The 25,217-nt window shown below is 60.9% G+C and carries 21 protein-coding genes; 5 read left to right on the plus strand and 16 right to left on the minus strand.

Annotated features, from left to right (window positions below; all coding sequences use genetic code 11):
- Positions 1–99 precede the first annotated feature (99 nt).
- Positions 100–372 carry a DNA-binding protein gene (locus tag IB255_RS05610; RefSeq protein ID WP_192209859.1) on the minus strand — a complete coding sequence of 91 codons (273 nt, stop codon included), beginning with the start codon at positions 370–372 and terminating at the stop codon, positions 100–102.
- 627 nt (positions 373–999) lie between these two features.
- On the opposite strand from IB255_RS05610, the gene IB255_RS05615 reads away from it, so the two are divergent.
- Complete coding sequence (locus IB255_RS05615) at positions 1,000–1,560, plus strand: hypothetical protein (protein ID WP_192209860.1); 561 nt, start codon at positions 1,000–1,002, stop codon at positions 1,558–1,560.
- 47 nt (positions 1,561–1,607) lie between these two features.
- A complete protein-coding gene (locus IB255_RS05620) occupies positions 1,608–4,553 on the plus strand; it encodes a DEAD/DEAH box helicase (RefSeq protein ID WP_192209861.1) in 2,946 nt (981 codons plus the stop codon).
- Positions 4,554–5,392: 839 nt separating this feature from the next.
- Here the strand turns inward: IB255_RS05620 and IB255_RS05625 are convergent.
- The 11 genes from IB255_RS05625 to IB255_RS05675 all read right to left on the minus strand — a co-directional run bounded on the left by IB255_RS05625 (position 5,393) and on the right by IB255_RS05675 (position 16,147).
- Complete coding sequence (locus IB255_RS05625; RefSeq protein WP_081516406.1) at positions 5,393–6,085, minus strand: SOS response-associated peptidase; 693 nt, start codon at positions 6,083–6,085, stop codon at positions 5,393–5,395.
- 80 nt (positions 6,086–6,165) lie between these two features.
- Positions 6,166–7,167 carry an isocitrate/isopropylmalate dehydrogenase family protein gene (locus IB255_RS05630; RefSeq protein ID WP_192209862.1) on the minus strand — a complete coding sequence of 334 codons (1,002 nt, stop codon included), beginning with the start codon at positions 7,165–7,167 and terminating at the stop codon, positions 6,166–6,168.
- The gene (gene can, locus IB255_RS05635; RefSeq protein ID WP_081516408.1) at positions 7,164–7,808 is read right to left on the minus strand and encodes a carbonate dehydratase; all 645 of its coding nucleotides are present in this window, start codon (positions 7,806–7,808) and stop codon (positions 7,164–7,166) included. The genes IB255_RS05630 and can overlap by 4 nt, the downstream gene beginning before the upstream one ends.
- A gap of 64 nt (positions 7,809–7,872) precedes the next feature.
- Positions 7,873–9,117 (minus strand): C69 family dipeptidase, encoded by a 1,245-nt coding sequence (locus IB255_RS05640; RefSeq protein ID WP_081516409.1) that lies wholly within the window; start codon positions 9,115–9,117, stop codon positions 7,873–7,875.
- Positions 9,092–10,480: a flavin monoamine oxidase family protein gene (locus tag IB255_RS05645; RefSeq protein ID WP_081516410.1), complete on the minus strand. Its 1,389-nt coding sequence runs from the start codon at positions 10,478–10,480 to the stop codon at positions 9,092–9,094. Before IB255_RS05645 ends, IB255_RS05640 begins: the two co-directional genes overlap by 26 nt.
- A 228-nt stretch (positions 10,481–10,708) precedes the next feature.
- Positions 10,709–11,161, minus strand: coding sequence for a ribosomal protein S18-alanine N-acetyltransferase (rimI, locus tag IB255_RS05650; protein ID WP_081516411.1), 453 nt, complete (start codon positions 11,159–11,161; stop codon positions 10,709–10,711).
- The gene (locus tag IB255_RS05655; RefSeq protein WP_081516412.1) at positions 11,158–11,991 is read right to left on the minus strand and encodes an energy transducer TonB; all 834 of its coding nucleotides are present in this window, start codon (positions 11,989–11,991) and stop codon (positions 11,158–11,160) included. Before IB255_RS05655 ends, rimI begins: the two co-directional genes overlap by 4 nt.
- Before the next feature lie 115 nt (positions 11,992–12,106).
- Positions 12,107–12,622 (minus strand): DUF6160 family protein, encoded by a 516-nt coding sequence (locus tag IB255_RS05660; protein WP_081516413.1) that lies wholly within the window; start codon positions 12,620–12,622, stop codon positions 12,107–12,109.
- Positions 12,623–12,640: 18 nt separating this feature from the next.
- Positions 12,641–14,221, minus strand: coding sequence for a hypothetical protein (locus IB255_RS05665; protein ID WP_081516414.1), 1,581 nt, complete (start codon positions 14,219–14,221; stop codon positions 12,641–12,643).
- Between the two features lies 1 nt (position 14,222).
- A complete protein-coding gene (locus IB255_RS05670) occupies positions 14,223–15,305 on the minus strand; it encodes a hypothetical protein (protein ID WP_081516415.1) in 1,083 nt (360 codons plus the stop codon).
- Between the two features lie 236 nt (positions 15,306–15,541).
- On the minus strand, positions 15,542–16,147 hold the full coding sequence (locus IB255_RS05675) for a hypothetical protein (protein WP_054911231.1): 606 nt from the start codon (positions 16,145–16,147) through the stop codon (positions 15,542–15,544).
- Between the two features lie 217 nt (positions 16,148–16,364).
- Here IB255_RS05675 and mksB point away from each other — a divergent pair, with 217 nt between their 5' ends.
- Genes mksB through mksF form a run of 3 tightly spaced genes read left to right on the plus strand, consistent with a single transcriptional unit; the run spans position 16,365 to position 21,239 of the window.
- The gene (gene mksB, locus IB255_RS05680; protein WP_081516416.1) at positions 16,365–17,642 is read left to right on the plus strand and encodes an Mks condensin complex protein MksB; all 1,278 of its coding nucleotides are present in this window, start codon (positions 16,365–16,367) and stop codon (positions 17,640–17,642) included.
- Entirely contained in the window at positions 17,632–18,408 is a 777-nt protein-coding gene (mksE, locus tag IB255_RS05685; RefSeq protein WP_081516417.1) for an Mks condensin complex protein MksE, read from the plus strand. Before mksB ends, mksE begins: the two co-directional genes overlap by 11 nt.
- Positions 18,405–21,239 carry an Mks condensin complex protein MksF gene (gene mksF, locus IB255_RS05690; RefSeq protein ID WP_081516418.1) on the plus strand — a complete coding sequence of 945 codons (2,835 nt, stop codon included), beginning with the start codon at positions 18,405–18,407 and terminating at the stop codon, positions 21,237–21,239. The genes mksE and mksF overlap by 4 nt, the downstream gene beginning before the upstream one ends.
- A 120-nt stretch (positions 21,240–21,359) precedes the next feature.
- Here the strand turns inward: mksF and IB255_RS05695 are convergent, their stop codons facing one another.
- From IB255_RS05695 to IB255_RS30780, 4 genes are all read right to left on the minus strand, one after another.
- Positions 21,360–23,660 (minus strand): PqiB family protein, encoded by a 2,301-nt coding sequence (locus IB255_RS05695; RefSeq protein WP_081516419.1) that lies wholly within the window; start codon positions 23,658–23,660, stop codon positions 21,360–21,362.
- Positions 23,653–24,273 carry a paraquat-inducible protein A gene (locus tag IB255_RS05700; protein ID WP_045211257.1) on the minus strand — a complete coding sequence of 207 codons (621 nt, stop codon included), beginning with the start codon at positions 24,271–24,273 and terminating at the stop codon, positions 23,653–23,655. The genes IB255_RS05695 and IB255_RS05700 overlap by 8 nt, the downstream gene beginning before the upstream one ends.
- On the minus strand, positions 24,260–24,916 hold the full coding sequence (locus tag IB255_RS05705; protein ID WP_081516420.1) for a paraquat-inducible protein A: 657 nt from the start codon (positions 24,914–24,916) through the stop codon (positions 24,260–24,262). The genes IB255_RS05700 and IB255_RS05705 overlap by 14 nt, the downstream gene beginning before the upstream one ends.
- Positions 24,917–24,987: 71 nt before the next feature.
- Positions 24,988–25,217: hypothetical protein (locus tag IB255_RS30780; protein ID WP_225594654.1), on the minus strand; the 230-nt coding region annotated here is incomplete at its 5' end.

The raw sequence follows: 25,217 nt of genomic DNA on the forward strand, positions 1-25,217 counted from the left end.
CACTGGTTCCGGCCATGCCCTATGAAGCAACGGACCCACTGACACCGTCCCTGCCCGGCATGCGAATAAAGGTTTGCGACTTCAACCACGCAGAGGGACTTACTCATCGTCGTAATCCCCTTGGCAGAAGATCGACTTGCCCCGGTCGAGGTCGCGGCGGATTTTGTGGAGGTTAATGACGCGACGGCGGCCAATCTTGGCGGTCGGCACAGTCTTGGTTTCGACCCAGCCGCGCACCACGTCTTCCGTGATGTCCTCCAGGCCCAGCATCTGCGCGAAGACTGCCTGGGAGCAGAACGGAGCGGTACGGAAGTCCGTGACCTTTTCCATCGCACCTGTGACGGTGAACCCCACTATTCCAGAATCTTCCATGGCTTTTGCCCTATAATCAGATCATTCAAAATCAATTCACTGAAATAATTTCAGTGATCTATTGAACTGAATGGTAGCTAAAGCTGACGCTCAGTGAAATAGTTTCAGAGAGTATTTTTATACCTTTATGGAATCGATACAGGGCAGAGCTAGAACCTTAATAGATAAGGCTGGCATAGACCGCTTAGTGCGCCATGGTGAGATCAGTCACTCCCGCTGGCAGAGCGTTCGCTACAAGGACATTCGAATGAGCACCGAGGAACTGGAGGTACTTCAAGGCCTTTTTCCTCAGTACCGCCTTTGGCTCATAAGCGGAGAAGTGATGCCTGAGGTTGGTCAAGTCAGCCCATCGTTCGAGGAAGCTAATCGAAACTTGGCCGGACAAGACGCGGGCTAGCGATCACAACCGAAGTGACTAGACGCTGGTACGCCCGAATCCCGAAGGCTAGAAACAAGGATGGAGATCGCTAGGTCGTCTACGAAGACACATAGAAGGGCTACTAAAGAAGGATTTTACAACCAGTAGAAACCATGCAAAACGTATGGCTTAATAGCCGTTAGCCACTAGCCAATAACGGCTAGATGGATAGCTGGTGGTTCGCCACGCGATTCAGCAAGGACGCCGAGATGAGGGCAGAAAGGGAAGACCGATTAGCTTATCGGCATGGTAAAAAATCGAAAATTTGGCTGGTGATAACCCTGATCACAGCCGGTAATATTTTTTTGTTTCTCCTCCTAGCCAAATCCGGCTGGGGCATCGTGATTGATCGAAATAAATTAATTGATGCTTTTTCTATAACTAACGATAAAGCATCACCCCATATTCAAATAAAAGACCACCTCATCGAGACTGGGACCAATACTCAACCTCGCTTGGTACAATCCGCGCAACAAAAAATCTCACCAGAAGAACCCAAAGTCGATACCTCCCACATATCCAGCGGAAGAGAACAGCTGCCGCTATCGTATGAAATATCACTTGCCACATTCAACAGAGTATTCATACCTCATCCCAGTTGCGCGCCTTCGGATATGAAGTGGACACAAATGGACTGTTCTAACTTCAGAGCAAGAGCAATGAAACGTTTTCATACCGAATGGGGAAAAGGTGCATACTGGAAAGAGGGAAAACCGATAGAAAACGCACACGCAAACAGAATCGTAAACTCCGAAATATACGAACAATAGACAGAAGAAACAAAACATCCCTACTCGACTTCTAAAAGGAATTCTAGATGCCTATAGTTGAACAGCTATACGACGACAATGATGTCTACAGAAGCTGGGCCGATTACAACTTTAAATTTATCGAACCAAGTCAGAAAACCCAAGAAAAAGGCCTCAGAAAACCCCAAATTTCTGCTCTATACACAATACTTGGGCATTTAACATCAACCCCAACAGTACCAGCGTTAGTAGTGATGCCGACAGGGACAGGAAAATCCGACACAATATTTTCACTCATAATATCCGGAAGATTCCCTAAAACATTAATAATAGTTCCTTCTGATGCGCTGCGAGAGCAAGTCTCCGAAAACATACAAACCTTGAAAAACTTACGAGACATGGGAGCCATTTCGCAAGAAACTCTCTCTCCGAAAGTTCTTAAAGTCAGCTCAAAACTTGATGATGAAGGACTTGAGCTCGCCAAGCTATCAAACGTAATCATATCTACCCCCCAGGCTCTGCAGCGACTTACTGAAGAGGAGCTTTCGAGCTTCACAGACTTGTGCTCGCACTTAATAATCGACGAAGCCCACCACGTTGCAGCGAGGACATGGAATCGAATAAAGAAATGTTTCAAAAACAAGCCTTGCATTCAGTTCACTGCAACACCATTCAGAGAGGACAAGGAAGGGCTAGATGGAAAAATAATATATAACTATCCATTAAAAGAAGCTCAATCCGATGGATATTTCCAAGAAATAGAATTCCACCCAATTAGAGAATACCAGCCTAGCCTGGCTGACAATGCAATCGCAGAGAAAGCCGTCGCTCTACTAAAAGCAGATCTAGCGGACAATAAAGACCATCTCATGCTCGTTAGAGCAAAATCACAAAAGAGAGCAGATGAATTATTCGAAATATACAAATCACAAAAAGAGCTCAACCCAATACTAATACATAGCAAAACAAAGAATCGAGCCACCATACTTAAAAGCATAAAAGCTAAAGAGCACAGAATAATTGTATGCGTTGATATGCTTGGAGAGGGGTTCGACCTACCAGAGCTGAAAATCGCCGCAATACATGACCAGCACTGTAGCCCAGCAGTAACCCTGCAATTTATTGGACGAATGACTCGAGCCAATAAAAAACTTGGCACCGCAAAATTTGTAGCAAACATCGCTAACCAACGGATGGACGCACAAATGTCCGCGCTATATGAAGAGAGCGCCGACTGGAGCACAATTATCCGAGATGTAAGCGCAAAAAAAATAAAAAGAGAAATTCAGCGAGAAGCGCTCGAATCAAAATTCAAAAAAGAAGAAAGCGGCGAGAAAATACTTGCACTTAATCCCACACCAAATATCAGCGCGACCGCTTACACTATCTCCAAAGATGATTGGCTACCGAATAATGCTCAATATTTTTCTTCGCACTCAGAAGAAATGCAGCTCGTATCAGTGAGCGATGCCGGCGACATGGTTGTAATGGTAACAAAGTCAGAAGCATCAGTTCCTTGGGCCAACACCTCAGAAGTCAAGAATACCGAGTGGTTTTTGTATGCAGCCTATTATTTAGAAAATGAAAAAACTCTATTCATACATTGTTCTGGAGACGACGGACAAACTTCTAGGTTCCGTGACCTCATTGCAAAAAATCCGATTAAGATATTTGGAGAAAGGACATTCCGGATCCTTCACAATATCGACTTCTTGAGACTGCAAAACGTTGGCCTATCACGTGCAAGCAAGGACATTCGCTTTACAATGCACGTTGGACGCGACATAAACGCGATAATTAGCGACTTGGAAACAGGCGCAGCCGTAAAGTCCAATGTTTTTGCGGTTGGCTATGAAGATGGCAAAAAGTCAACTGCAGGATGCTCCTATAAGGGTAAAATATGGGAGATGAACTCTGAGTCTCTCGATTACTGGGTCCAATGGTGTGAAAGCGCTGCAGCAAAACTTAACGACCCCGATATTGACACAAAGCTGATTATTGAAAATTCAATGAGAGCCGAGCAAATAAAGGACTCTTGGCCCACTGGTATATTTTTTGCTGACTGGCCAGACGAACTATCAATTGAGCGAGAAATAAAAACACACCTAACAATAAGCGGTATATCTTATAATTTACTCGACGTATTTCTCGGGCAACCAAATAAGGCATCTAGCAGAGTTCTAGAAATTCCAATTCTAACTCACGAAAACGGAATTAGAGACGAGGAGCTATCCAGTATACAAATTGAGTTACTGGATGATGGCTTCAGAACAAAATGCAATGGAATAAAGCTCTCGGGATCTAAAGATAGGGACTTCGCGGAATATTTGGACAACAATCCACTTCGCCTACTCAAGCAAGATGGATCATTTATTCGCGGAAACTACAAATACTTCTCCCCGCAGACTTTGAATGTAAAAATCCCGAAGGAGCACTTGATAGTATGGGATTGGGGCGACACCCGCATAGAAAAAGAATCCATGGGGAAGAATGCGGAACTTGACTGCGTCCAAGGTTTTACATTTAAAAAGATAGAAGACACCTACCAAATCGTGTTCAACGATGATGATGCAGGCGAGATTGCAGACCTAATAGGTATAAATGAAAAAGATGGAGTAATATTTGTTGACTTCTATCACTGCAAATACTGCCCATCCAAACAGGGTGTAGTAAAAGCGGGCGGGCGAGTCGAGGACACCTATGTCGTATCAGGCCAAACTTCACGCTCAGTGAAATGGCTTCATCAAGGCGAACAACTCTTTTCCCAAATAATTGCACGATATCAAAAGTCAATTGACAGAGGCTTCGATCGAGTTCTCAAAGGAAAGATTTCGGACATCGACATACTAAAAAGAAAATGCCGAGATCTGGAACTCGTTATGGGCTTCTTTATTGTGCAACCGGCAATATCCGAAAAAGCCCTGACCGATGAGCAGCTTACTGTCCTAGGGACAAGCTACACATATATAAAAGGCATATCAGGAAAAAACCTCAAAGTGATAATAAATCAATAACTATTTATTTAACCTGATAGCGTTTCTTAGCGAATACATTGATGGGACTTTTCAGGAGCAACGGGCGTTAAGGTGTTTGAACCAGCTAGAAAAGTCCGTATCAAGGAGGTGCATGGCCTCGCCAGAACGATCCTCGTGCGATTCATAAGACTCTGCTGAAGAGCTCACTACTCTTCGGCAGAGATACAATCCATAAAGAACGTTATCTCGACGATATAGTAGACCGCTCCAAGAAAGCACGCTAAAGCGGGCGTTCTGGCCACTTAAAAAATACTCTCGGACTTTCTTGGTCCCATTTGCCGACGAACCCGGCTCTTGCACACTCCTGTTCCCACTAACCGCCAGCGGTCACCTCAATGACTAGGCCGGGAACGTGCGCCCAGAACTCCCCAAGATCGTCTTCATCAAGCACACGGAAACCTTCGACTCCAGGGAAGGTGATTTGCCAACGTGCTTCGCCCCCAGGCCACGCACCTCAACCCGCAGCGAGTCCACGTCGTAACTTACTCCGACGACCTCAGCCAATCTGCAGATCAAGGTGGTTACCGCCACGCGGTGATATGAGATCGATCCGTCGTGGTCACGTTAGCCTATCTCGGATGCTCGAATTTGAGGTGACTACATCATGGCGCCAGCGTGAAACAGCGAGGTTGAGCCAGCTAGCAGCCCCTCGGAAGGCCCCGAAATATGGGGCTCTGAGGTGGCGCGATGACCACTTCATGCGATTCATAATGCTGATGTCCCAGGTTCAAGTCCCGGTGTAGCCACCATATCTCGAAAGGGGTTTAGCGAAAGCTAAACCCCTTTTCTTTCGCCTGCGAAAAAGCGTTTCTCGCGCTTTACTCAGCCTCGTCAATCAACTCCACCGAATCATTCCTCGCATCGTTCACCCGCAACGACACCCGATTCCCCACGAAGTCCTCACGCGAATAGAGAACCAACTCGCCCAGCGCTTCACTGCGCGTGGTAGCAGACAGCCACTCCTCGAAGTTCTCCGGCGCCAGCACCACGGGCATGCGGTGGTGGATGTCCTCAATGCTCGGAGCGGCGGATTTGGTCAGCAGCGCGCAGGACAGGACAGGCTCGCCGTTGGGGTTTATCCACAGGGACCAGAGGCCGGCGATGGCGATGATGGGGTCGGTGGGGCTGTGGATGAAATACGGCTGGTGCACCTGGCGGCCGGCAGGGTTGCGTACGGTTTCCTTCTCGTTCCATTCGTACCAGCCCAGCGCAGGCATGAGGCAGCGGGTGCTACGCAGGGCCTGGCGCCAGAGAGGTTTGCCAGCGGCTTCTTCGCTGCGCGCGTTGAAGGAGAAGCGCGGCGGGGTGGACTCCTTCCACCAGGTAGGAATCAGGCCCCAGCGGGCGGGTAACAGTTCGAGCTGGCCGCTTTCGTCGTGGCGCAGGATGGGCACGGTCATGGTCGGGGCGACGTTGTAGCAGGCCTGCAGCCAGCGCGGTGGCGTGCGCGCGCCGATGTGCCAGTAGCGTTCGATGGCTGCTTCTTGGGGGCTGACGTAGCGTCCGCACATGCCGGCTACCTTGGGGAAAGGGTTACTTTCACCTTGGGTGTCGAATCGCGGGCTGTCCAGACAGGGCGACGGGCGTCCGTTTAGCCCAGGCGCTCCAGCACACCCTTCCAAATCACCCGCGTCGTCTCGCCCCCGAAGTCCACCCTGCCCTCCTCCCGCAGGAATGCATCCACCGCTCCATCGAGTCGGTCGGCCAGTTCCGGCACTTGCCAGTAATGCCGCAGCAGCATGCCAGCGCTGAGGATGGCGGCCAGCGGGTTGGCGCGGCCGGAGCCGGCGATGTCGGGGGCGCTGCAGTGGACGGGTTCGGCCAGGGCGATACCGGTGCCGAGGTTGAGCGAGGGCGCCAGGCCGAGGCCACCGCCCCAGTGGCTGACGAGGTCGGAGAGGATGTCGCCGAAGAGGTTGGTGGTGACGATCAGGTCGAAGGCTTCCGGGCGCTCGACCAGTTGCAGTGCGGCGACGTCGACCAGGCGTTCGTCGAGCACGTCGCCCCAGCCATCTGCGGCCAGCAGGTCCCGGCAGGTATCGCGGAACAGGCCGCAGGTGAGCGGCAGGACGTTGGCCTTGTGCACGAGGGTAATGCGCCGGGCGTGGCGCAGGCGGGCGAGTTCGGCGGCACCCGTGGCAAGGCGTTCGCAGGCGGCGTGGCTGATAACCCGCTCAGCGATGGCGACGCCTTCGGCTTCCCAATGCTCGCGGCCGCTGTAGAGGCCTTCGCTGTTTTCCCGCAGGACCAGCAGGTCGATGCCAGCGCGCGGTGAGACGACCGGGCGAGAACGCACGGGGCGCAGGTTGAGGTTCAGCGCCAGCGTCTGGCGCAAACTGAGGATGGCGCTGCGGTAGCCCTCGACCTTGTGACTGGGCGAGGAAACCGCGCCGAACAGCCCGGCGCCGCAGGCTCGAAGGCGTTCGTAGGTGGCGTCAGGAACGGAGGTGGCGTGGCGCTGGAAGCAGTCCCAGCCGGCTTCGGCTTCTTCTACCTGCAGATCGGGCAGCAGACGTTGCAGCACCTCCACGGCGACGGGCACGACCTCGCGGCCGATGCCGTCACCGGGGATGACGCACAGGCGTTGGCTCAAGACTGGCCGAGCGGGCGCAGGCGGTACTGCGGCGGCAACTGGTCGAGGCCGCTGACGGTGACGTTGAGGTCCTTCCAGATGCCGTCCTTGATGCCGTAGATGCAGCCGTGCACAGAGATCTTCTGGCCGCGGTGCCAGGCGTTCTGGACGATGCTGGTGTGGCTGACGTTGGCGACCTGCTGGATGACGTTGAGCTCGCAGAGGCGGTCGACGCGCTCTTCTTCCTTCTCGAACTGCGCCAGGTGGTCGCGGTATTCGTAGGCGAGGTCGCGGATGGTGCGCAGCCAGCCGTCGATCAGGCCGAGCTGGCTGTGGTGCAGCGCAGCGCGCACGCCACCGCAGCCATAGTGGCCGGTGACCAGGATGTGCTTGACCTTGAGTACGTCGACGGCGAACTGGATGACCGACAGGCAGTTGAGGTCGGTGTGCAGCACGACGTTGGCGACATTGCGGTGGACGAACAGGTCGCCGGGCAGCAGGCCGACGATCTGGTTGGACGGTACGCGTGCATCGGAGCAGCCGATCCACAGGTATTCGGGGGTCTGCTGGCGAGCCAGTTTGGCGAAGAAGTCAGGGTCTTCCTGCTTGATGGCTTCGGCCCAGCGGGCGTTGTTGTCGAACAGTTCCTGCAGATCGCTCATGTCCGGCTCCTCATCATTTGGCTGGCGGCACCTTACGCAGCACAGGCGTGGCTGACAAGCCGCATCAGCGCACAGCGTTCATCCGCCACCAGCGCGACGGGCGAGGCGCCTGCTGCAGCGCCAGCTGGTGCCAGGCATCGTGCCAGGCCTGGCCTTCGGCGGCGAGGCGCGGCCAATCCAGCGTGCGCCGATCCAGGGCGCCGAGCAACTCGGTTTCCAGCCAGCCGTGACCGGCGCGCAGGGCGTCGGCGAAGCCGGGGTCGGCCAGGGCGCGCTGGTGCACGGTTTCGAAGCGCCACCAGAGCGAATCCTCAACGGCGTCGGTCTCGCGGCTGAGCAGCCCTTCCCCGGCACGCTCGTCGAAGCCCAGCGGCTGGAACATCGACAGGCAGGGTGCGGAGGTCGCGGTCGCTGCCAGGCGCGGAGAGTCGCCGTCGAGCCGGGCGATGAGGCTGGCGGTGGTCTGCGAGGGGCGCCAGAAGCTGCCGGCGTGCAGGCAGATCTGCCGGTTGTCGTGCAGATTGAAGCGGTGCCCACGATGACCGTGGCTGCGCAGGGCAACCACCAGCGCCAGCCAGTCGACCTGAGCCGGGCAGTGAGCGAGGAAGTCTTCGTTGAGTTGGCGGCGCTGGTGGGCGCCAGCCACCCAGGGCAGTACGCGGCCATCGAAGGCACGGGCAAAGTGGAAGTCGCCGCGGCCGTTCCAGCAGCCGAAGCGGCGCGCCTGGATTTCCAGGTTGGGGCTGGCGAGGTCGTACTCGTGGCCGAGGCTCAGGGCGTTGGAGATGGCCCAGCGCTCGACCTTCTTCGCCGCCCACAGTCGCCCGGCGGTTTCCAGCACCCAGGCTTCGTCGCGGTCGGCGATCAGGTAGCTGTTGTCGTAGCGCATACGCTTGTTGCGATAGCCGGCCGGGCCGCCCTGGCCGTGGCGCTCCAGCAGTTCGGTGATGACTGACAAAGCCTCGCGAGCGCTGCCGCCGCGCTCCAGGCCCAGACGCAGCAAGTCCATGCCGAGCAGGGCCTCACCGTCGCGCTGGGTCAATCGGGTGAACACGGCTTCGTTGCCGATGGCCACGCCCTTGTCATTGACGCCCATTTCGGCGCCCCACAGCCACGCAGGCTGGCTGAGGATGACACCGTGGCGGTTGGCGGCCTGGGGGATCTGCAGGTAGCTGGTGCACACCGTGGCCGCGCTGTCGCCGCTGACGGCGGGCAGGCGGATCAGGCGTTGCGCTTCGGCGGGTTCGCGGTCGCTGTTCTTGGCGAACCAGGTGGCCCCGCCGCTACGCAATACCAAGGTGTCGCACATAATCTTCCTCCCCGTGATCTTCCCGCGCGCCGAGCACTTCCCGCGCGGCGCGCTCCCCGGCCTCCACGGCCCCGTCGAAATAGCCCATCCAGCGCGTCGCCGTTTCTGTGCCGGCGAAGTGCAAACGCCCATAGGGTTCGCGTAGGCGCGCCGCGCCGCTGCTCCATAGTCCCGGCGGGAACAGGGCGGCATAGCAGCCGCGGGCGAAGGGTTCCTCGGCCCAGGATTTGTCCACGTAATCCACCGGCTGCAGTGCCTGCTCGCCGAAGTAGCGGGCGAAGCAGTCCAGCACCTGACCACGGCGGTCACCGGCGGGCCGGGCGTTCCATTGCCGCGCCTCGTCGCCTTCGATGAAGCCCAGCAGCACGCCGCGTCCGGAATCGGGGACGCTGTTGTCGAAAGTCAGGCGCACCGGGCCGGTTTCGCTGGTGGCCTGGCCGGAGAGGCCCTTGTCGCGCCAGAAAGGTTTGTCGTAGAGCGCCATGCACTTGATCACCGCGCCTTGCGGCAGCCGTTGCAGGAGCTGGTCGCGCCAGCTGGGCAACAGCGGTTCCTGGGTGATGCGCAGCAGTTGCGTTGGCGGGATGGCGAAGATGACATGGCTGGCCTGGTGCGTGCCGCGGTCGGTCACCAACTCGACGCGGCTGCCGTCCTGGCGCACGGCGCGCACGGGTTCGCCGGTATGGACGTCGCCGATGCGCTCGGCCAGGGTCTCACTGATCCGCTGGGAGCCGCCCAGGATGCGGTCCTGCTGGGCGCCGCCTTCGACGCCGAGCACGGTGTCGAGGTTGGTGCCGCCGTGGATATAAAAGAGGACATGGAGAAACGAGAGGTCATGGGGACTCGCTGCAAACACGGCGCCGCACATCAGCTCGAAGACCTTGCGCCCGGTGGAAGTCCGCACGTTGCGCCGCAGCCACTCGGCGAAGGTGAGGCTGTCCCACTGGGGCGCCTTGGGATGCAGGCTGGGGTCGCCCAGCGGAATATCCCGCGCCATGCGGTCCAGGCGGACATGGGCCTGAAGGACATCGAGCAGAACGTGGGGAGGAAACTTCGGGATGGTGCCGCGATACGGCCTGAGTCGGCCGCCGAAAAGCGTGAGGTTGTCGCCCTGGTTCCATTGCGGAAAGGTCGACAGGCCGAGTTCGGCCAGCAGGGAAAGGATACGCTCCTGGGTCGGGCCGACCCACTGCCCGCCCACTTCGACCACTTCGCCGCTGGCGAAGCGATGGTTGAGGGTGCGCCCACCGACGCGCTTGTTGGCCTCGATCACTTTCACCCGCCGCCCGGCTTGCGCCAGACGCCAGGCCGCAGTCAGCCCCGAAATACCGGCGCCCACCACGATCACATCACTGCGATTCATGTTTGCGACCTTATGTTCTTGTTGTTATTGGTCTTAAGGTTAAGCCAGGAATCGCCCTCGGAAAAACCCGATCGGCAGGAAATTTCTCAATAATTGTGGATGGATCGCGGCGGGGAATTCGTTCAAACGGTCGATGCTGCGGCGCGGACCTGTAGGAGCGCGCCATGCGCGCGATCGCGGGCATGGCCCGCTCCTACAGGTTCGTGCCGATCTGGAATCGTAGAGAGATCAATCGACCAGCGTGCAGGCCATGACCAGCGCGTCTTCACGACCGCCGACTGCCGGGTAGTAATCGCGGCGGCGGCCGATTTCGTTGAAGCCGTAGCGCTCGTAGAGGCGGTAGGCCGGGCCGTTGGAGGCGCGGACTTCGAGGAAGCATTCCACCCCGCCCTTCTCGTGGGCACGCTTCATCAGGTGCTCCAGCAGCGCCAGTCCAAGGCCACGCCCCTGGCTTTCCGGCTTCACCGTGATGTTGAGCAGGTGCGCCTCATCGAGGATCAGCTGGATCACGCCGTGGCCGACCTGCTGGCTGCCTTCGAACATCACCCAGCATTCGTAGCTCTTCAGGCCGTCGGCGAAGGTACCGCGCGTCCAGGGGTGGCTGAAGGCGGCGTATTCGATCTTGAGTACGGCATCGAGGTCCGCCTCGGTCATCGGGCGGAAGGAAACAGCGTCGCTCATGCAGGGGTCTGACTCATCCAGCGTTGCCGCACCCGGCGCATGGCGCGCCAGAGGTCGGCTTTCAAAGTGGGTTCTTCGGCCAGGCGCTCGAGGCCCGGCAGCGCCCAGGCGACGCCCAGGCCTTCGACCTGCAGCTCGCGCAGCAGGGATTCCTCATCGCCTTCGCCGGCGAACCGCACGGCAGGCATGCCGACCAGCCACAGGCAGGAGCACGGGGCGCCCTCCTCCAGCCGCGCGGCGACGAAACCCTGGACGAACTCGCGGGCGGCTTGCGGGCCCTGGTCCATGTTGCCGCGGGAGAACAGCGGCCAGCGTACCGGCTCGCCCATCAGTTGCGGGCTGTCCGGCAGGCCGGCGGCGCGCAGCAGGTCCTTCAGCAGCAGGTAGGCCGGGTCACGGCTGGCCAGCGGCTCGCCGGTGGGCAGTTCGACCAGCAGGATGCATTCACCGGCGCGCAGCAATTGCAGGGCGAAACGCGGCGGCGGGGCGACTGGCGCGCGGACGGCAGGTTCGGCTTCCGCCTCGGTCGACTCCTCGGCTTTGACCGGCGCGGCCGGCTTGGCCTGGGCACCGACCTTGGGCAGCAGGCGCGCGGCGATCGAGCCGGGTTCGCCGGCCGTGACCGGCGCGGGCGCGGGTGCAGCAACCGGAGCGGCGGCCTCGCGTGCAGCCGCGGCGGGCGCAGCAGCCATGGGCTCGGCGACGATGGGCGCGGGGGGTTCCAGCAGCTCCGGGCGCGACGGGGCGGCGAACGGCAGCACCACGCGCGGCAGCCAGCTGGCGACCTGCATGGCGCCAAGGTAGGCGCGGCGACGGGCTTCTTCGATCAAGGGGCGTTTACCTGTGGGTGGTGCCTGCAGGGGCAGGCCGACACGACGAGGCGGGATTGTCGCGTGAAACGCGCCGGGGGGAAAGGCCGGTGGGCGGAGAGCCTGTGCGTTTCGCTTACTGGGTGCCGAAGACGTAGACGTTGCCAGTGAGCTTGACCGCGCCAGTGGCCTGGTAGGTCAGCAGGTTGGTCTGCTGCAGGCCGCTGCCGGACACCTTGCCCTGGTTGGAGCCGCCCAGGGTGAATTGCAGGTTGCTGGCGCTGGCGTTGGTCAGGCCGACCTTCATGGCCTGACGGTTGAACAGCGCGCCGTCACCATTGAAGCCGTTGTTGATGGTCACCATGTCGATGGACATGCCGTCGAAGCTGAAGGTGCCCTTGATGTTGTCCAGCACGATGTAGCCGGTGCTGTTGAGCGGCTGGATCGCCAGTCGCGCGCCGCAGCCGCCGCTGCAGCGGGTATCGGCGGTGTTGGCGGCAAGGTTGAAATTGACGCTCAGGCTGACACCGTCCTGGCCACTGACGTCGGCCATTTCGCTGTCATCCAGGCCGCGCATCTCGCCGTGGGCGATGGCGGCAGCGAGCAGCAACAGGAGTGCCAGGAGTCGGCTCGAATGGCGTGCGGTTTTCACGGCGAGTCTCCTCATGCGCTAGCGCGGCAGGTTCACGGTACGGACGTTCAGGTAGTCGATGCGCAGGCCGCGAATGGCCTGGGAACCGACGTCGGTGCCGCTGATGTTCAGGTTGCCGATGCTGATATTGCTCTTCTGCACGTTCTGGTAGAAGGCCTCGTGGTTGGCCCAGGTGACGCCCGGCGCGCTGAGCATCAGGTCGCCGTTGCTGGCCACCGAGAGCGTCGCCGGCTGGTAGTTGGCGTCGCCCAGGTTGAGGTCGAAGTAGACGTTCTTGGCCACCACCTTGTTGGTGTCGGCGCAATTCTCGCAGCCGGCGATGATCAGCTTGTCGGCGTACATCTGCAGGCTCATGGAGGCCTTCAGGCCAGCGGCGTCGCCCCACAGGTTGAGGTAGGAGCCGTTGAGGGTGAAGTTTTCCAGGGCGATGGAGAAGAAGTCGGTACGGGTGGTGGTGGCGCCCGCGCTGCCGTTGCTGTTGTAGGCGGTGCTGGGCAGGGTGAACTTGGTGGCGATACCGATATCCAGCCCCTGGATGCGAGTGCCGGACGAGTTCTGCATGGCACCAGCGACCAGTTGTACCGTGGAGACGTTCTTCTCGGTGCGACTGATGGTGCCGCTGACGCAGGTGGTGGCGCTGCCACCTTGCGCGCCGCAGAGCTGGACGAACTTGTCGTAGTCGCTGGCGCGCTGGCTCAGGGTGACGCCGTTGCGGCTGACCGACCAGGAGGCGCTGAGGTCCTGCTGCGCCTTGGTGAGGTCGGAGGTGCTGCTGGCGTACTTGTCCACCGAGTCGTTGTAGGCCTTCACCCCCGAGTTGCTGCTGCAACCGACGATGCCGCCGCAACTGTACTTCTCGCCGAAGTCCGGCTTGTTGGTACAGGCGATGCCCAGGACGGTATCGCAGACCCTGGCCGGAGCTACGTTGAAGGTGCTCTGCATGGTGCTGTAGTTGTTCTTCTGCACCACCTGCGCGGCATCCACCGTCGCCTTGCGCTGGTTGACCACCACCATGTCGGCGTCGATGCCGCTCTTGAGCGTCACCATGTTGTTCGAATAGGTGGTCAGCAGCGTGTTGCGCTGGGTCTTCAGGGCGTCCAGCTCGGCGTTGATCTTGTTGGTCGCCTGGGCCGGGTTGGTGCAACCGGCGTCGCCATACAGGCAGCCCTGGTAATAGGACCAGAGGCCGAACTTGTGGGTGTCGTTGATCGGGTCGGTCCAGGTCGGCGTCATCAGTTGCAGCGCTTCCTGGTTGGCCGGGATGTTCAGCCCCGCCTTGTACTTCACCGGGCCGAGGGTGAAGGGGTGCATGGGTGTGCCGAGGTAGGCCTTGGTGTCGAGGGTGCCGCGCTGGCTACCGGCGCCTTTTATATAGGCGCCAGTGATATCCACCTGCACATCCTGGTTGGCGCTGTTCTTCACCCCGGTGATCTTCGAAGTAGCCGTGGCCTGGTCGTAGCTGAAGCCATCGATGAAGAAACCCAGGCCCGCGCCGCTGACCTCTTCCAGTTGATCGTCATCCAGGGCCTTCATGCCCAGCGCCGGCAGACTGACCAGGCAACCGGCGAGACAGGCAGCTACCGCTGCGCGCCAGCTCATGTCAGCAGCCCGACGCTTGCGAGCCCATGCAGGTGGACTGCCGGGGCAGGCCGCGCAGGGCGTCGTAGAGGTTGATCAGGATCGGGTACACCGCGTCCGCGCCGCTGCCCACCTTCGGGAAGTTGGCGAAGGCGCCGGACTGGGTGTTGACGAAGTTGCCGGCGTTGGCGAGGTCCTGCCAGGGCACATTCTGGTTCTGCAAGGAGAAGAAGATGCCCTGGGCGCCGGTGTTGATGTCGGTGGAGCCCGGCTTGCCGATGTAGATGGTCTTGTAGTTGGTCAGATCGAAGCAGGTCGTCAGGCCCAGCGCCTGGCAGTTGCTGGTGGTGGACAGGGTCGGGATCAGCGAGGCGATCAGGCCGCCAGCGTCGGAATGCAGCGAGTCGCCCTTGGCGATACCGATCTGCTCGGCACGGTTGATCGGCTGGCCGTTGATCGTGGCCTCGCCGGTGCCGCCCTTGAGCAGCACCACGTCGGCGTACACCGGGGTATCGCCGGCCACGGCCAGCGCCAGGCAGTTGATGATGTTCGGGCAACCGTTGCGGGTGTAGTAGTCGTAGGCGATGGAAGCTGGGCCGTAGATCTGACCCTGCAGGTTGCCGGTGATCGACAGGATGTCGCCGGAGAGATCGCCCTGCGCCTTACCGAAGCCGACCCGCGCGCCTACCAATTGGCGTACGCCGTTGTTGGTCTGGAAGGCGAACTCGACGTAGGGGTCGCGGATCTGGAACGGCACCACCTTGGCATCCGGGGAGTTGGCGTTGTCCACCCGGCCCAGGGCGAAGTTGTTGATCAGGATGTCCGCCGGCTGGCCGGAGACGGTGGTCGAGCCGGTGCGGCTGTAGTTGCCCAGGCTCAACTGGTCGATGTTGGTCAGCAGGCTGACGTCAGCGCCGAAGTTGAGCCGGGTGTACTGGTAGTTCTGGTAGGTGGAAGCGTCGACGGTGAGCATCGCGCCCTGGCCGGAGATGGCGGACAGCTCTTCATCGTCCATCGACTGCATGCGCGCCTGGGCGGAAAAGGCCAGCAGGCCGCCGCAGAGCAAGGCTAGGGCACGCATGAGCGGACCGGAGGACTGACGCATGGCACTCTCCTTTCCTGGCTCCCTGTTCGCGGGCGCCTGTTGTTATTCGTCGGGCGTATCGGGTCAGCGAACAGGTCGAGACTCGGCGCCGTGATGCCACTATAGGAATTCACCCGCCACGGCGGGCCGACCCATAGTCGAGTAAATCGCTCCGAACGATAGACGAGGAAAGGAAAGTCCGGGCCGGGTTGTTACCCATCGTCACACCGGGGTGACAGCTTCGGGCAATCGGCGGCTCACTGGTGGCGGAACAGGCCGATCAGGTGCTCGGCGATCGCGCCCTTGATGGCGTCGAGGTTCAGCCGCGAATGGGCCTGCAGCTTGGCCGTATTCAAGCGGTGCAGGTGCAGCGAGGGCATGCGCGCCTCGTACTCGCGCAGGTCGCCCTTCACCAGTACCGGCAGGAAGATGTCCCCACGCATGCGGTAACGGTTGATCAGCAGCTTCAGGCCGTCCTGGAAGGGCAGCTCGCGCGAGGCCACCAGCCGGTGCTCGCCGGGAATCTTCAGGTACAGGCCGCTGTAGCCCATGGTCTCGCCGGGCAGGATGTGGATGCCGGTGGGCTCCACCGCATCACCGGGGATGTCGTGGAAGGTGTCGAACCAGGCCTGTTCGTCCGGGAGAATGGTGATGCCGCCTTCCTGGCTCTCCGGGATCACGAAGCTGTAATTGCTGTAGAGCTTCTCGACGTACGACGAGTAGATGCACAAGCGATTCTCGAAGCGCTGCAGGAAGGCGATGGCTTCGTTGCGATCGGTGATCGCATCCAGGTCCCAGTCGAGATCGTTCTGGCGTTCCAGTTCGGCCCAACGGGCTTTGGCGAGTGCGGCGTCGTAAGTCATCTGCGTAAATCAGACTCTGATATCTAGGTCTCTGGTAAGGACTTTGGCAAAAAACTTGCCAGAAAATTCAGCCATTTAGGCCCCATTTTCCGTGAGATACGTCACACGGGCGCTGATGGTGCAGTCGCAAACTGACGCGTTTCGTCACCCTGTCGGCCAGGGGTAGGCCTTTGCAGTACAATCGCTCCCTTTGTTCATTCCGGGCCCAACCAAGCCGATGATCGACCCACGACGCGTACTACGCGCCCTCGCCGAACACTGGGTGCTGCTCGAACCGCTGTGCGAGCGCTTCGACGCCGGCACCCTGAGCCTGGTGGAGCTGCGCATCCAGCTCACCAGCCAGTTGCCCGACAGCACCCCGGTGGACATCACCGCCCTGCTCGACCAGTGGGTCCGCCTGGACATCCTCGTCCCGGTGGCCAAGAGCCCCAACCGCTTCGAGCTGAACGCGCAGATCCACGACTTCCTCGCCTACCTGCGCCAGGAACACCGTCTGGGTCTGTGCCTGGAGATCGAAGCCTACCTGCGCCACCTCGAGCGTCTGGCCGGCTACATCCGCGAAGCTTTCGAAGCACGCGACGGCAACGACCTGGCCCGCCAGCTGCGCCTGCTCGACATGCGCGTGCGCGACGTGCTGAAGAAGCTCGCCAACGATGAACAGGCGCTGGTCGCCGTGGCCGAACGCGCCAAGACCCAGGACCGGCAGATTCCGCTGCGCCAGCGCTACGCGGAAGTCCTGGCGACCTGGGACGAGTACGTCGAGCCGATGATCCAGCTGGTCTCCGCCGACGGCGCCTTCGAACAGGGCGTGCATCGCGTGGAGCAGGTGCTGCTGCGCCTGCTCAGCGAACAGGCGCGCCTCGGTCAGCTGGTTGACGACGACCAGCTGCTGCGCACCCACGCGCGCATCCTGGAAATGCAGACCACTGCCCAGCTCACCCTGCGCCGCGCCCGCGAACTGCTCCTGCCGCTGCGCGAAGAAGCGCGCCGGCACAACGCGATCACCCGTGGCGCCGCGCTGGCCCTGTCGGTCATCCGTCGCAAAGGCATCGACGCCGTGCCCCAGGCAGCCCTGCCGATGTTCACCCGGCCGCAGAGCAACTTCCTCGGCACCGCCTCGCAGGTCGAGAGCTACGTCTTCGCCCTCGCCAGCTTCCAGCCAAAGCCGGCGCACTTCCCCAAGGCCAGCGGCAATCGCAAGAGCGACGGCCCGCAGCGTTCGCCGCGCACTGCCCGGGAAATGCTCGACCGCTGCCAGGCCGCGCTGCCGCTGCCGGACCTCATGCAGTGGCTGCTGGAACAGGAGCCCGAAGGCGCGACCGACGAACTGCTCTACTGGTTCTCGCGTCTGTCGCGCGATGCCCGCTTCCAGCGCGACCGCCTCGATCGCCGCCAATACGACACTCTCCAGCACAGCGTCAGCCTGTGCTCCTTCGCCCTGATCGCCGGCCCGACCGCTGGCAAGGACAGCAAGAGCGAATCGCATGCAGATTAATCTCACCGAAATGACCCAGCTCGCGCCGATCTTCCGCGAGCTGTTCAAGGGCTTCCACATCAGCCGCCGCGACCCGGAGCTGTACAGCCAGCTGTCCAACCAGCAGGACGCTTACCGCGCACTGTTCCGCAGCCTGGGCTACGAGCTGGTCTGCGATACCCGCGGCTTCTACTACTTCGTGCCCGAACAGGTCGGCGCCCAGGTGAACAAGACCGCCCAGCGCCTGGCGCTGTTCACCTTCATCCTCGTCGAGCACCTGGCCGACCAGGGCCGCGACCCGCTGGCCGTCCTCGACGGCGGCAGCATCGGCCGCGACGAGCTGCCGCCGCTGCTGGAGAAATACCGCGACCTGTTCCTGCAGGCCGAGGTGACCACCCAGGAAGAACTGGAAGAGAAGGTCATGCGCCGCCTCACCCAGCTCGGCTTCGCCGCCGAGGACAATGGCGTGTACCGCTTCCTGCCGCCGATCCACCGCTTCCTCGACGTCTGCCTGTCGGTCCAGCAGGACCGCGACCTGGCCGCCAACCTGCACGCCAGTGAAATGCAGTTCAGCGCTCCGGTGCTGATGGAAGAAGACGACGAGCCGGTGGTGATCCTCGAAAGCTATACCGCCGATGCCGACGAAGAGATTGTTGCCATCAGCGAACCCGTCGAGGCCGCTGCCGTTGAAGCTGCCGCCGACGCCGCCATTGAAGACGAGAGCGAAGAAGACGCCCTCGCCCGCGCTATCGCCGATGAACAAGCCGACATGGAGGCCCAGGCATGACCCAGGAACGCTACGGCATCCGCCGCTTCGCCCTGCTCAATACCGCCGGCTACAGCCTCGGCATTTTCCCGCTGGAGCAGCCGCTGTCGGTGTACGGCGCGAACAACCTCGGCAAGTCGGCATCGATCAACGCGCTGCAGTTCCCGATCCTCGCGCGCATGTCTGACATGAGCTTCGGCAAGTACAGCCTGGAAGCCTCGCGCAAGTTCTACTTCGCCACCGACACCAGCTACATCCTGGTCGAACTGGACCTGCCCAACGGCCGCCACGTGATCGGCGTGGGCGGTCGCGGTCCGGGCGGCGGCTTCGGTCACCAGTTCTTCGCCTACCAGGGCGAGCTGGACCTGGAGCACTACCAGAAGAACGGCACCTGCCTGCGCCTGCGCGAGCTGTACGCGAACCTCGAGCGCGAGGGCATCAAGTCCTACGAGCTCAAGCCCGACGAGCTGCGCCGCCTGCTGGTTGGCGGCCACACCTCGATCCCGCTGGACCTCACCCTGATCCCGCTGCGTTCCACCAGTGAACAGAGCCTGAAGACCTTCCGCTCGCTGTTCATCAACCTGCTGCACATGCGCGAGATCACCGCCGCCAAGCTCAAGCAGCTGTTCCTCGATGCCTTCGAGCACAGCCTGCGCTCGGGCAGCGTCGACTACATCGCCGCTTGCGAGGAAGCCTTCCGCGACGTGCGCCGCATGGAAGGCGATTACCAGGCCCTGGTCGCTGCTGGCCCACTGGTCGAGGCCCTGGCCAATGGCGTGCAGCAGCGCGAACTGCTGCGCGGCAAGATGCACCGTCTCTCGCCGCTGCTGGATAACCTGCTGGGCACCTGGGAAGACTATTCCGGCGCGCGCAAGGAAGAGCTGGTCATCCAATCCGAGCATTACCGCCGCGAGCAGGACGGGCTACAGAACGAGCAGCGCGGCAGCACCGCCGAACTGATGCGCCTGGAGCGCGAGATCAGCGAAATCCAGCGCTGGATGGGCGAACTGGCCGTACTGAAGAACCGCTTCGCGCTGGTCGACGACGTCAAGGTGCTGGAGCAGCAGCTGCTCGCCGCCAAGGACGCCCACGACGAACTGGCCGGCGCCCTGGCGCACTCCCGGCAGTTCTCCAGCGAAGACCTGGAAGAGCGCATGCGCGACCTGGAGAAGCGCCTCAAAGGCGTCCGCCAGCAGCTCGAGCATGCCGACAACAACAGCTATGCCCGCCTGCGCGAGGAGTTCTCCCAGCAGGACGTCGAGCGCCTGATGCGCCTGTTCAACGGCGCTCTGTTCAGCCTGCCGCTGGGCGACAAGGGTGTGGACCTCGATGAGGGCGGCCAGTGGGTCGGCAGCGTCGAGAAGATCCTCGATGCCTTCAAGGGCGAGCGCTTCGAAGTGCCCGGTCTGACCATCGACCTCTCCACCATCGAGCCGCCGGCCCTGCAGGCCCTGGCCGACCGCGCCGCCCTGCGCGACCAGAAGGAACGCCTGGAGAAGGAGCTCAAGCAGCTCAAGACCCAGCAGGCCGTGGCCGCCGACCGCAACGCCAGCAAGGCGCAGGCGGACAAGCTGTACCAGGACGTGCTCGACGCGCAGAAGGCGCTGGAAGACTTCCGCCGCAGCCAGACCCTGAGCGCTGAAGAGCCGGGCAAGCTGGAGCAGCTCGCCCAGCTGGAAGCCACCCAGGACGAACTCAAGCGCTCCGCCGACGCCTTCACCGAACGCGTCCAGCAGCTCTCCGCCAAGCTGCAGTTGATCGGCCGCCAGCTGGCCGACATGGAAGCCAAGCAGCGCACCCTCGACGACGCCCTGCGCCGTCGCCAACTGCTGCCGGCGAACCTGCCCTTCGGCATCCCGTTCATGGACCCGGTCGACGACTCCATGGACAATCTGTTGCCGCTACTCAACGACTACCAGGACACCTGGCAGTCACTGCAGCGTGTGGACGGCCAGATCGAGGCGCTGTATGCCCAGGTGCGCCTGAAGGGCGTGGCCAAGTTCGACAGCGAGGATGATCCGGAGCGTCGCCTGCAACTGCTGATCAACGCCTATGCGCACCGTACCGACGAAGCCATGACCCTGGCCAAGGCGCGCCGCGCGGCGGTCACCGACATCGCCCGTACCCTGCGCAACATCCGCAGCGACTACGACAACCTGGAACACCAGCTGGCTCTGTTCAACCGCGAGATCAACAAGCGCCAGGTATCGAACCTGCAGAGCTTCCGCATCGTGCTGGCGCCGAACAAGGACGCGCTCAAGCACATCGACCAGATCATCCACAGCGCCGGCCAGTACGAAGAAGGCGAGAACCTCTCGGTCTTCGACCTGACCCAGAGCGCCGAGCAGGATGCCAAGAACGAGGAAGCCAAGGACTACCTGTCGCGCCTGGTGGCGGCGAACAACAACCAGCTCGGCCTGAAGGACCTGTTCGAGCTGGCGTTCGAGATCACCAAGATGGGCGGCCAGCCGATCATGCACACCGACATCGACGGCGCGGCATCCAACGGCACCACCATGACCATCAAGGCGCTGACCAACATGTACCTGTTGCTGCACCTGATGGACCGCGAGCAGGCCGGCCGCATCCGTCTGCCCTATTACCTCGACGAGGCGGCGGACATCGACGAACGCAACCAGTCGGCGCTACTGGAAACCAGCCTGCAGCTGGGCTTCGTGCCCATCCTGGCGAGCGTGAAGCCGCAGGTCTCGGCCCAGGTGGCCATCGACCTGGAAGGCGGTAGCGGCCCCAACGGCATCTACATCGACGAGGCGGACTGGAAGTACATCCGCCGCCGAGATACCGAGAAGGCAGCGCATAACGACGTGGAGGCCAGCGCCGAACCGGCGTGATGCTTCTTCAGCGCTGAAAAAAGCCCCGCATTGCGGGGCTTTTTCTTTGCGCTTTTCGTAGGAGCGAGTTGAGCAATGAAAAAGGCCGCAATCGCAGCCCTTTTCCTGTTCGGCTGAACCTCAGTTCGCCTTGCCCAGCGGGATCTTCGGCGCCCAGTCCAGCCATTCGTCATTGGCCTCGTCGAACAACGCGAAGGTCTGCCCCGGCTTGGCCACCGAGCCCATCTCGGCGTTGTTCGGGGTAGCGAAGGCCACGCCGCCAGCGAGGATGGTCTCCATCGACTCGGTGCGCACCTTCACGCCCTTGAACAGTCCGGCATCCACGCCGACACCGCTGGTGTTCCAGAAGCGGCTGCCGGTCCGCACCAGCGCCGCATAGCGCGGTTCGATGAGGATGTGGATCAGCACGCGGTCAGCCGTCTCGCCCAGCTCGAAGGATGTCACCTTGCCGACCTGTACCTCGCGGTAGGTCACCGGGACGCCGGTCTTGAGCGAGCCACGACGGGCCGCACTCAAGGTCAGGCGCAGGCCGTCGGCATCGAGCAGGCGGTTCGGCTCGCCCCCCAGCAGGCTGAAGCTGGTCTGCGCCTGGCTGGGCTTGGACGCAGGGAGAACTTCGATGTACTGACCGCTGACGATGGTGCCCAGGTTGCTGACACCGGACAGACCGACCTGCGGTCCCACTACCCAGAATCGGGTGCCCTGGCGAGCGATACGATCCGCCCCGCGGGTCAGACGCGCTTTCAACTGCACGCTCTGCAGGTCCTTGCTCAGCTCCACCTGCTCCACGCGGCCTACTTCCAGGCCCTTGTAACGCAGGACGGTACCTTCCTTCAGACCGTCGGCGGTATCGGCACGCAGCTCGATCAACTGGCCCTTCAGGTGAGCATCGTCTTCGCTGTCGAACAGGGCGAAGCGACGCACCTTGGTGATCGGCGCCGCCTTGGGATCGGGCGTATCAAAGGCAATACCGCCGGCGAGCAGGGTCTGCAGCGACTCGCTCTTGAGCTTGATGCCATCCAGGCCGCCACTGATGGTGACGCCGCTGATATTCCAGAAGCGCGACGAAGTATTCACCAGCTTGGCGTACTCCGGCTCGATGTGCACACCGATGACCAGACGCGACGGGTCACGGCGGGAGAGCTGGTAGCTCTGCACGCTGCCGACCTTCATCTGGCGATAGAGAATGGGTGTACCGACTTCCAGCGAACCCAGCTGATCCGTGGTCAGCACCAGGTGCAGACCCGGTGAGTCGAGATTCAGCGGTGGCGCCTTGGGCCGGATGACGAAATCACGGGTCGGTTCCCCGTCGCTGGCAAAGCGCACATTGAGATAGTTGCCCTTCACCAGGGCCTCGAGGCCGGTGATGCCGGCCAGCGAGATGCTCGGCTTGACCATCCAGAACTCGGTCTTGCTGTTGAGGAACTCTTCGGTGCGCGGGTCCATGGACAGGGTGGCGGTGGCGCCGTTGAAGTCCTTGTCCATGTCGATGCTCTTGACCGTACCGACTTCAACACCGTTGTACATCACCGGTGTACTGCCCGGAGTCAGGCCGCTGACATCGCTGACCTTCACCTTGACGCTGAGCCCCGCTTGCGCAGCATCGTAATCCTCGTACAGACGGAAGGGCTTGGTCGGGTCGGTGGGCGGGCTGTCGGCATAGTTCTCCGGCGTGGCGAAGGCGATACCGCCGGCAGCGATGCTTGCCAGAGACTCAGTACGCAGCTTCAAGCCGCTCAGGCTGCCAGAAAGGGTGATGCCGCTGGCATTCCAGAAACGCGTGTGTTTACGCACCAGGTTGGCGTAGGCCGGCTCGATGTGGACCTTCACCTCGATGGTCTTCTGGTCTTCCGCCAGCCGGTAGCTCTTCACCTGGCCGACCTGGATCTGCCGGTAATAGATCGGACTGCCCTGCTCCAGCGAGCCCAGGCGATCAGCCTTCAACGTGAGATGCAGGCCTGGCAGGCTGTCGGAGAGCGGCGGCGGCTCCTTCAGGGCGACGAACTCCTTCTGCTGCTCGCCCTTCACCGGGTCGATCGCGATGTAGTTGCCCGAGACCAGTGTCTCCAGACCGGTGACGCCGGCGATGGAAACCCGCGGCTTGACCAGCCAGAAGCGCGTGCTCTTGCTCAGGTACTCGGCGGCCTCCTTGCGCATCTCCACCATGGCGATCACGCCCAGCGTCGGTTTGTTAACGTGCAGGTCGACGACCTTGCCGACGCCGATCCCCTTGAAGATCACCTCGGTCTTGTTGGCCTGGATACCCTCGCCGCTTTCGAACTGGATCTGGATCATGATCCCCGCCTGGTCGTAGGCACGCCATGCCAGCCAGGCCCCGATCGCCAGGGCAATCAGCGGAAGGATCCAGATAGCCGACCAGTTGGTGGTCTTGCGCATCTTGGGTGTTGGGAGGTCACTCATCGTTTTCTTCCGCGTCCGTGTTATCCCAGATCAGCCGGGGATCGAAAGTCACTGCAGCCAGCATGGTGAGCACCACCACGCTGGCAAAGGCGGCTGCACCGAGGTTCGCCTCGATGCTGGCCAGGTTACCGAAGTTCACCAGCGTCACCAGGATCGCGATGACGAAGATGTCGAGCATCGACCAGCGACCGATCCATTCAATGAAGCGGTACATCACATTCCGTTGCAGAGCGGAAAGCGGCTGTCGCCGCTGCACCGAATACAGTAGCAGCGCAATGCCAACGAGCTTGAAGGTGGGTACCAGGATACTGGCGACGAAGACCACCGCAGCGATGGGTATCATGTCCGCATTGATAAGCTCGACCACGCCTTCCATGATCGTCGCTGGCATCCCATTACCGAGGAAATTCACTGTCATGATCGGCAGCAGGTTCGCAGGGATGTAGAGGATCGCCGCCGTAATCAGCAGCGCCCAGGTCCGTATGATGCTGTTGGGCGTACGCTCATGCACCACGGCACCACAGCGGCTGCAGTGAGTCTCGTCATCTTCCTCGCGGCGGTTGAGTTGGTGGCATTCGCCGCACACCACGATCCCCGCATCAATGGCTCGCATCGTCGAACTCCCCGCACAGCTCGCCCCAGACCTGGTGGTGAGACATCGTGACTTCGAGCCAGACCTGGGTGAGCAGCAAGCCCACGAAACAGGCCAGGCCAACGCTGACGTGCAACTCCGCCATCCCTATCAGCTTGACGATCGAGACGAGGATGCCCATCAGGTATACCTCGAGCATCCCCCACTCCCGCAGATGCTGGTAGCCGCGCAGCAGCAGCATGCCGTGCTCGCGCAGCGCCTTGTAGCGAATGGACACCAGCACGAACAACTGGCAGAGCAGCTTCAGCAGTGGAATCACCATGCTGCACAGGAACACCAGGAAGGCGACGCCGGCCATATTCGAGTGATACAGGCCTACGACGCCGCTCCACACGGTATCCATGCTGGTCTGGCCCAGGATGGTGATATGCATGATCGGCAGAAAGTTCGCCGGGATGTACAGAAACAGCGCCGTCAGTACCAACGCCAGGGCGCGGCGAACCATATGGGGACGGTGGATTTCCAGTTCGTATCCGCAACGCGGACAGACTGACCGATGCCCTAGGGGAACGGGCTCGCGACGCATCAGCAGGTCGCACTCGTGGCAAGCCATCAGCTCATCCAGAGGCAGGTCCTGCAAGGCATGTCCTTCGATGTCGGGCATGTAGGAACTCAGGGAAAATTTGAAAGCTATTGTAGACGACGCAACTGCGTCTCCGGTGCCCGTAGCATGCCTCAAAATTTCTGGAGAAACCTGCCAGGGATGCAGCTCTCCGCGATGCCCAGCATGCGCGGAACATGCGCGCAGCCTTCGTCGCCCTTGCCATTTTTTCCCGCACAAAAGCAAAACCCCCGGCCAGCGATGCTGACCAGGGGTCTTGGGATAGGAGCTTGACGATGACCTACTCTCACATGGAGAAACTCCACACTACCATCGGCGATGCGTCGTTTCACTACTGAGTTCG

Source organism: Pseudomonas sp. PDM22, from assembly GCF_014851965.1.
GTDB lineage: Bacteria > Pseudomonadota > Gammaproteobacteria > Pseudomonadales > Pseudomonadaceae > Pseudomonas.